We start from the raw sequence: 8023 nt of genomic DNA, 5'->3' as shown, positions 1-8023 counted from the left end.
TGTCCGGACACACGCTCTACCTCGGCGAACTGGAGTCAGCCTCTACCCTGCGCTGCACCTCCGGCTCAGACGACGGCGTCCTTCAGCTTCACCGTCGGGTCCAGGGCGCGTTCCAGGTCCAGCTCCAGCGGGACGCCGCGGTTCATCAGCTTGCGGACCTGACCTACCTCGCGGGGCTTGTCGACCAGCAGCACGGCCCGGACGGTCGCCACCCGGTGGCCGTCCGTGGTGCGGCGGGGATGGCGGTCCAGCGCGTTCTCCAGGTAGAGCGCCGCCCAGCCGTCCGACGCCGCGGGGTCGCCCCGCAGCACCACCTCGTCGAACGGGGACGGCGCGCCGAACAGGGCCAGGTCGTGCCCGAGCTGCTGCGAGAAGACGTACGGCGCGTGCGCCGGGATCGGCGCGAGCCCGAGCCGTGCGCGCACCCGCTCCGGCTCGGCGGCGCGCTCGTCGAGGCCGAGCAGGGCCCGGACCGTGACGTCGGGGTCGTGCAGGGCGGCCGACCAGTGCCCCCCGGGGACCGGCCCGAACACCGGGTGCTCGCGCGTCGCGATGTCGCCCACCGCCCAGACCCTGCGCAGCGCGTCGAGGTGCAGCCCGCCCGCCGGGTCGGTGGGGGAGCGCAGCCCCATGAACCGGCCCGCGCGGTTGACCCGTAGCCCACCGTTCGACTCACGTGGGAGGGAGCCGGCGAGCCAGCCCGACGCGGGCCGCGCACCGACCGCCGCCAGCACCAGGTCCGCCTCGAGCACGCGGCCGTCGGCCAGTGTCACGCGCGCCCCGTCCCGTGCGCCCTCCTGCGACCCGGGCAGCACCTGGTCGACGGCGACGCCCGTGACCAGGGTGACCCCCGCGGCGTCGTACCAGGGGGTGACCAGGCCGCCCACCCGCCGGCCGAGCTGCCGCTCCAGCGGGACCGGGCCCGCCTCCACCACGGTGACGCGGGCGCCGGCGCCCGCGGCGACGCCGGCGACCTCCGCCCCGATCCAGCCGGCACCCACCACGACGAGGCGCATCCCCGGTACGAGGGCCGCGCGCAGCCGCTCGGCGTCCGCGGCGGTGTGCAGGGTGACCGCGGCGTCCCAGCCCGCCGGCCGGACGGGCTCGCTGCCGAGGGCGAGCACGACGACGTCGGCCGTCACGTCGTCGCCCGACGCCGTCCGCACCACCACGCGCTCCCGGTCCACCGCGAGACGGATCGCCGGATCGGCGAGCCGGAGGTCGTCGGTGAGGGCGTCCAGGTCGATGCCGAGGTCGTCGGCGAGCCAGACCGGCTCCGTGCGCTTGAGCAGCTCCTTGGACAGCGGGGGCCGGTCGTAGGGCGGCAGACCCTCCGCGCCGAGCAGCGTCACGTGACCCTCGAAACCGTGCTTCCGCAACGCCGCGGCGGTTTGCGCGCCGGCCAGTCCCGCACCCACGATGACGACGCTGCTGGGGACCTGTGCTGAAGGCGTGGGCATGGACCTCACGGTAGCTCGCAGGGCCGCCAGCCTGGGAACGGACTGTTATTCAGGTTGCAAGCAGGTCACGGCTCTGCGGAATCGCGACGTTTCGGTTGTAGTCTCATGCCGTGGATCTCAGTGAGACGCGGACAGCCTCCGGCGCACCGGGTGGCGCTACGGCGCTCCTCGAGCCGGCAACCGCCGGAACGGCTACGCTCGAACGAACCGGAGAGGCACGTCTGACGACTGCCACCACGACGACCAGCCAGGAGCTCGACCGCAGTGAGCCCTCCAGCGGCGAGGCATCCGACATGACGTCACCCGAGCCGCAGCGCAGCAATCTCGCGATCTGGCTCGTGCTGCTCGGCGTCGCCCTCTCGGTGCTGCTCGGCCTGGTCGCAGGGGCGCGAGCCGGGGCCATCGGCATCGGTGTGGTCCTCGTGGTCTGCGCGATCTTCCGCGCGGTGCTCGACAACCCGGTCGGGCTCGTCATCCGCACGCGGACCATCGACATCGTGCTGTACGGCGCGACAGCGGTGCTGATCGGCGCCCTCGCCGTGGCGACGCCCAGCATCTGACGCCGCCCCGCCGGGCAGCCGCCCCGTCAGGCAGCCGCCCGGCCGGGCAGCCCGTGCCGCCCGGCGTGCGTCAGCGAGCCGCGCCCTTGAGGGAGCCCGTCACCGGCTGCTCCGACTCGACGACGCACAGGATGCGCCGGTCACCCTCGGCCCAGCTCTCCTCCGACGGCGCGATCGGCCAGTACAGCAGCTCCGACCTGGCCCACCGCATCCCGACGAACTTCGTGAACTCGGGGTAGCAGTACGCGTCAGCGGCGTCCCAGAGCGCCTGCTGCGTCGGCGCGGCGCCGTTCCGCGCGAGGCTGTCGGGCGCCGTGGTCTCGGCGTAGATCTCGCCGCCGTGCGCGGTACTGCATGGCACCACCGGGATCCGGTAGAGAGTGGTCTGGCCCGACGTCGCCGACGTGTCGAAGCAGTCGCCCACCGCGAGGTCGGGGATCTCCGCCCCGGCCGTGGCGGTCTCGTCCACCTCAGGGACCGGTTCGCCGGCGGGGTCCGTCTCGTCGTCGGCCCCTGGCGTCTCTCCGAGGTCGTCCGCCGGGACGTCCGCGTAGGGGTCGGTGGCCGACGGGTCCGGGGCGTACGGGTCGGCGTCCGCGTACGGGTCGTCGCTCGGGGTGGGGGACGGCGTCGGCGCGGCGACCGCGGCGCCGTCGTCGGGCAGGGTGATGCCGAGCGGGCCCGCCAGCGCCGGCGGGACGAACGACTTGACCGTCGCGACGAACCCCGCTGGGAGCGACGACGCGTAGGTGGGGGCCGCCACTATGCCGACCGCCAGCCCGACGATGCCGAGCACTCCCAGCGTGACGGCGCCCAGGGCGAAGTCGAGCGTGCGGACGGAGGACTTCTCCGCCCGGCGGACGTTCCCCGTGCCGTTGGCCTCCGCCGTCCGCATCGACAGCACGAGCGCCGGGATCGCCAGCGGCCAGAAGAGCAGGAACGCGGCGACGACCCAGCCGACCCGGGTAGGGAAGGGGCCGGTGGGCCGTTCGTCGGAGTCGGAGTCGGGGTCGTCGGAGTCGATGGCGTCGTCTGCGACGTCGTCTGCCGGCTCGTCGTCTGCCGGCTCGTCTGCTGCGGCATCCGTCGCGTCGTCGGTCGCGTCGTCCGATGCGTCGTCCGCCGGGTCGGCCGTCTCGGGTTCCGTAGCCGGCTCCGGCTCGTCGCCGGGGGTCTGCGTCTTGTCGGCCATGATCCGGGATCGTAGCGCCGGGTAGCGCCGACCCGGCAAACGGCTGCCGATCGCCGCACGGTCTGCACAGTGCCCGCACGACAACGGGGCCGCACCTCCCGTACGGAAGGCGCGGCCCCGGCGTCGTGCGGGTGCTGCGGTCGATCAGGCCTTGTCGTCGGCCTTCTTCGCGGGCTCGGGCGCGGTGGCCTCGGCCTCCGCCTCTGCCTCCGCCTCTGCCTCCGTCTTGGCCTCCGTCTTGGCGGGGGTCTCCACGACGACCTCGGTCTCCTCGACCACCACGACGTCGTCGTCATCGAGATCGTCGTCGTCCTCGTCGAGGTCCAGCTCGTCCGTCTCCTCGGTCTCGCCCGAGGCGAACGCGCGGTAGAAGAGGGCCGCCAGGGCTGCGCCGACGAGCGGGGCGACCCAGAACAGCCAGAGCTGGGCCCACTCGCCCGCGAAGATCGCGGCGGCGGTCGAGCGAGCGGGGTTCATGCCGGTGTTGGTGACGAACCACGAGACCAGGGTCAGCGCGGCGATGGTGCTACCGACGGCGACCGGCGCGTAGCCGAACTTGCCGCGGGGGTCGTTGGCGCCCAGGTACACGCCGACGAGCACCGCGGAGATGATGACCTCGACCAGCAGCGCCGGGAACCAGTCGAACTGGGCCCCGCCCTGCGTCTGCAGGTAGAGCGGGGAGAGCTCCCCGAAGCCGTTCACCGCCGAGCTGAAGACGTCGGGGGTGTTCTCCTTGCCGAGCAGCTCGACGAGGGCGCGGGGAAGCGTCGTGAAGAGCACGGCGGCGGCCAGGACGGCGCCGACGAGCTGCGCACCCCAGTAGGTGAACATGGTGCCGACCGAGATGCGCCCACCGAGCCAGGCGCCCAGCGAGATCGCCGGGTTGAAGTGCGCGCCGGAGACGCGACCGACGGCAGCGGCACCGGCGATGTACGCGAACGCACCACCGAGCGCGATGCCGAGCGCCTGGGCCGAGTTCAGCGGGCCGTAGACGAGCATCCCCACGATCACGAGCGTCAGCAGGAACGTGCCGAAGGTCTCGGCGAGCAGGCGGGAGAGCAGGCTCGGAGACCGCTCCTCGACCTCGGTGACGCCGCGGGTCGCGGCGAGGTCCTGGGACATGAAGTCAGATCCTTTCAGTGGCACACCGATTCGGTGCGCGTTGTGGCGGCGTGCGTGCGATGTCGCGCACATCCTGCCATTACCTGGCTGGGCAATACCTGAATGCGCGCAGGTATTTTCTTCACCATGGTCATGCTGTGCCCTACGGCATCGTCTTGGGCCGGTCTTCGGCGCTCGCCAGGACCCTGTGCACGGATGTCGCGTGGGGGCTGGGCGAGGCGGGCCGGTCGGTGCGAGAGTGGGGTCATGACTGAACCCGTGAATGTCACCGTCACCGGAGCCGCTGGCCAGATCGGGTACGCGCTGCTCTTCCGCATAGCCGCGGGCGAGATGCTCGGCGCGGACACGCCGGTACGGCTCCGCCTGCTCGAGATCCCCCAGGCCGTCGCCGCCGCGGAGGGTACGGCGATGGAGCTCGACGACTGCGCCTTCCCGACCCTGGCCGGCGTCGAGATCTTCGACGACCCGGTCAAGGCCTTCGACGGGGTCAACGTGGCGCTCCTCGTCGGTGCCCGCCCGCGCGGCGCCGGCATGGAGCGTGCGGACCTCCTGGAGGCCAACGGCGGCATCTTCGGCCCGCAGGGCCGCGCCATCAACGACGGCGCCGCGTCCGACGTCCGCGTGCTCGTGGTCGGCAACCCCGCGAACACCAACGCGCTCATCGCGGCGACGAACGCGCCCGACGTGCCGGCGACGCGGTTCACCGCGATGACCCGGCTCGACCACAACCGTGCGCTCTCGCAGGTCGCTGCCAAGACCGGGACCGCCGTCGCGGACATCAGGAAGCTCACGATCTGGGGCAACCACTCCGCCTCGCAGTACCCCGACCTGTTCCACGCGGAGGTCGGCGGGCGTCCTGGTGCCGAGATCGCCGCGGACACGACCTGGCTCACCGACGACTTCATCCCGACCGTGGCCAAGCGGGGCGCCGCGATCATCCAGGCGCGCGGGGCGTCGTCGGCGGCGTCGGCGGCGAACGCGGCCATCGCGCACGTCCGGGACTGGACGCTCGGCACGCCGGAGGGTGACTGGACCTCGGCGGGCCTCTGGTCCTCCGGCGAGTACGGCGTCCCGGAGGGGCTCGTCTCCTCCTTCCCCGTGACCTCGGACGGCACCGGCGAGTGGAAGATCGTCGAGGGCCTCGAGATCGACGAGTTCTCCCGCGCACGGATCGACGCGAGCGTGGCCGAGCTGGCCGAGGAGCGCGACGCCGTCCGCGCCCTCGGCCTGGTCTGACCGTCCCGCGCCGACCTGTCAGACGTACCGGTCACCCGAGTGGCCCGTATGTCTGACAGCTCGGGCGTGAGGTGCGTCTCGTGATTCCGGGGAGACGGGGCCTCTCGGGTATCTTGATGTCGAGAGATCGGCACATTCCAATAACCCGGGGAGTCAGCCACACCCATGTCCAAGATCATCTACACCCACACGGACGAAGCCCCGCTCCTGGCGACGTACTCGTTCCTGCCGATCGTCTCGGCCTACGCGGCGAAGGCCGGTGTGGACGTCGAGACCCGCGACATCTCGCTCGCCGGCCGGATCATCGCGCAGTTCCCGGAGCGGCTCACGGAGGAGCAGCGTCAGGCCGACGCGCTCGCCGAGCTCGGTGAGCTCGCGCACGACCCGTCCGCCAACATCATCAAGCTGCCGAACATCTCGGCCTCGGTGCCGCAGCTCAAGGCGGCCATCGCCGAGCTCCAGGGCCTCGGCTACGACCTGCCGGACTTCCCGGAGAGCGTCGAGACCGACGAGCAGAAGGACGTGCGCGAGCGCTACGGCCGCGTCATGGGTTCCGCCGTGAACCCGGTGCTGCGGCAGGGCAACTCCGACCGCCGTGCGCCTGCCTCGGTCAAGAACTACGCCAAGGCGCACCCGCACCGCATGGGTGCCTGGACGGCCGACTCGAAGACCAACGTCGCGACGATGGGGCACGACGACTTCTTCTCCAACGAGAAGTCCGTGATCATCCCGGCCGACGACACCCTGCGCATCGAGCACGTCGCCGCCGACGGCACCGTGACGGTGCTCAAGGACGGGCTCAAGGTTCTCGCGGGCGAGGTCGTGGACGGCACGTTCCTCGACGCCGCGGCGCTGGACGCGTTCCTCGCGGAGTCGATCGAGCGGGCCAAGGCCGAGGGCGTCCTCTTCTCGGTGCACCTCAAGGCGACGATGATGAAGGTCTCGGACCCGATCATCTTCGGCCACGTCGTGAAGGCTTTCTTCAAGCCCGTGTTCGAGAAGTACGGGCAGGACCTGGCCGCCGCCGGTCTGTCGGCGAACGACGGCCTGGGCGGCATCTTCGCCGGGCTCGGCGAGCTGCCGAACGGCGCCGAGATCCGCGCCGCGTTCGACGCCGCGCTGGCCGACGGCCCGAAGATGGCCATGGTGAACTCCGACAAGGGCATCACCAACCTGCACGTCCCGTCCGACGTCATCGTCGACGCGTCGATGCCCGCCATGATCCGCATCGGCGGCCACATGTGGGGTCCGGACGGCGAGGAGGCGGACACCCTCGCGGTGATCCCCGACTCGTCCTACGCCGGGATCTACCAGACGGTGATCGACGACTGCCGTGCCAACGGCGCCCTCGACCCGGCCACGATGGGCTCGGTGCCGAACGTGGGCCTCATGGCGCAGGCCGCCGAGGAGTACGGCTCGCACGACAAGACCTTCGAGATCGCCGCCGACGGCACGGTCCGGATCGTGAACGGTGCGGGCGACGTGCTCATGGAGCACACGGTCCGCGCCGGCGACGTCTGGCGCGCCTGCCAGACCAAGGACGCCCCGATCCGCGACTGGATCAAGCTGGCCGTCACCCGCGCCCGGCTGTCCGGCACGCCCGCGGTGTTCTGGCTGAACTCGCGCCGCGCGCACGACGCCAACCTGATCCAGAAGCTGGAGCAGTACCTGCCGGAGCACGACACCGAGGGCCTCGAGATCCACGTCATGGACCCGGCGGAGGCGACGGCGTTCTCGCTCGCGCGCATCCGCCAGGGCCTGGACACCATCTCGGTGACCGGCAACGTGCTGCGCGACTACAACACCGACCTGTTCCCGATCCTCGAGGTCGGTACGTCCGCGAAGATGCTGTCGATCGTGCCGCTGATGAACGGTGGCGGCCTGTTCGAGACGGGCGCCGGCGGCTCCGCGCCGAAGCACGTCCAGCAGCTCGTCGAGGAGGACTACCTGCGCTGGGACTCGCTCGGTGAGTTCTTCGCGCTGGCCGCGTCCTTCGAGCACCTCGCGGTGACCGAGGGCAACGCAAGGGCCCAGGTCCTTGCCGACACCCTCGACCGCGCCACCGGCACGTTCCTGGGCGAGGACCGCTCCCCGGGCCGTCGCCTCGGCACCATCGACAACCGCGGCTCGCACTTCTACCTCGGCCTGTACTGGGCGCAGGAGCTGGCCACGCAGTCCGACGACGCCGAGCTCGCCGCCACGTTCAAGCCGCTGGCCGAGGCGCTCGCCGCGAGCGAGCAGGCGATCGTCGACGAGCTGCTCGCGGTCCAGGGCAAGCCTGCCGACATCGGCGGGTACTACCGCCCGGACGAGGCCAAGGCCAGCGCGGTGATGCGTCCGAGCAAGACGTTCAACGAGGCTCTCGCGTCCCTCTGACGCGAGGATCTGCGAAGTAGAGCGCCTGTCCGATTCACCCCCGGCGTCGCCAGGGGACTCGGACAGGCGCTCTACTT

At 71.7% G+C, this 8023-nt stretch carries 6 protein-coding genes; 3 read left to right on the top strand and 3 right to left on the bottom strand.

What is annotated here, in order from left to right; all coding sequences use genetic code 11:
* Positions 1-65 precede the first annotated feature (65 nt).
* On the bottom strand, positions 66-1460 hold the full coding sequence (locus ACFWE2_RS23385; protein WP_377226606.1) for an NAD(P)/FAD-dependent oxidoreductase: 1395 nt from the start codon (positions 1458-1460) through the stop codon (positions 66-68).
* Between the two features lie 293 nt (positions 1461-1753).
* Here ACFWE2_RS23385 and ACFWE2_RS23380 point away from each other — a divergent pair, with 293 nt between their 5' ends.
* Positions 1754-2020, top strand: coding sequence for a DUF3017 domain-containing protein (locus ACFWE2_RS23380; RefSeq protein WP_377226605.1), 267 nt, complete (start codon positions 1754-1756; stop codon positions 2018-2020).
* A 70-nt stretch (positions 2021-2090) separates the two neighbouring features.
* Here the strand turns inward: ACFWE2_RS23380 and ACFWE2_RS23375 are convergent, their stop codons facing one another.
* Both ACFWE2_RS23375 and ACFWE2_RS23370 read right to left on the bottom strand, forming a co-directional pair.
* Positions 2091-3212 (bottom strand): septum formation family protein, encoded by a 1122-nt coding sequence (locus ACFWE2_RS23375; protein WP_377226604.1) that lies wholly within the window; start codon positions 3210-3212, stop codon positions 2091-2093.
* Positions 3213-3356: 144 nt separating this feature from the next.
* On the bottom strand, positions 3357-4334 hold the full coding sequence (locus tag ACFWE2_RS23370) for an MIP/aquaporin family protein (RefSeq protein ID WP_377226603.1): 978 nt from the start codon (positions 4332-4334) through the stop codon (positions 3357-3359).
* 246 nt (positions 4335-4580) lie between these two features.
* On the opposite strand from ACFWE2_RS23370, the gene ACFWE2_RS23365 reads away from it, so the two are divergent.
* Together ACFWE2_RS23365 and ACFWE2_RS23360 are read left to right on the top strand one after the other, a co-directional pair.
* A complete protein-coding gene (locus ACFWE2_RS23365) occupies positions 4581-5570 on the top strand; it encodes a malate dehydrogenase (protein WP_377226602.1) in 990 nt (329 codons plus the stop codon).
* A gap of 165 nt (positions 5571-5735) precedes the next feature.
* Positions 5736-7946 (top strand): NADP-dependent isocitrate dehydrogenase, encoded by a 2211-nt coding sequence (locus ACFWE2_RS23360; protein ID WP_377226601.1) that lies wholly within the window; start codon positions 5736-5738, stop codon positions 7944-7946.
* Positions 7947-8023: the final 77 nt, after the last annotated feature.

It is taken from the genome of Promicromonospora sp. NPDC060271 (genome assembly GCF_042726755.1).
Classification (GTDB): domain Bacteria; phylum Actinomycetota; class Actinomycetes; order Actinomycetales; family Cellulomonadaceae; genus Promicromonospora.
Note: the sequence above shows the minus strand (reverse complement) of the source record. Positions and strands in the feature narration are given on the sequence as shown.

What these genes read in the sequence shown, in the direction of transcription:
- ACFWE2_RS23380 (WP_377226605.1), top strand. Translation starts at nt 1,754, where the DNA reads ATGACGTCACCCGAGCCGCAGCGCAGCAATCTCGCGATCTGGCTCGTG.
- ACFWE2_RS23365 (WP_377226602.1), top strand. Translation starts at nt 4,581, where the DNA reads ATGACTGAACCCGTGAATGTCACCGTCACCGGAGCCGCTGGCCAGATC.
- ACFWE2_RS23360 (WP_377226601.1), top strand. Translation starts at nt 5,736, where the DNA reads ATGTCCAAGATCATCTACACCCACACGGACGAAGCCCCGCTCCTGGCG.
- ACFWE2_RS23385 (WP_377226606.1), bottom strand. Translation starts at nt 1,460, where the DNA reads ATGCCCACGCCTTCAGCACAGGTCCCCAGCAGCGTCGTCATCGTGGGT.
- ACFWE2_RS23370 (WP_377226603.1), bottom strand. Translation starts at nt 4,334, where the DNA reads ATGTCCCAGGACCTCGCCGCGACCCGCGGCGTCACCGAGGTCGAGGAG.
- ACFWE2_RS23375 (WP_377226604.1), bottom strand. Translation starts at nt 3,212, where the DNA reads ATGGCCGACAAGACGCAGACCCCCGGCGACGAGCCGGAGCCGGCTACG.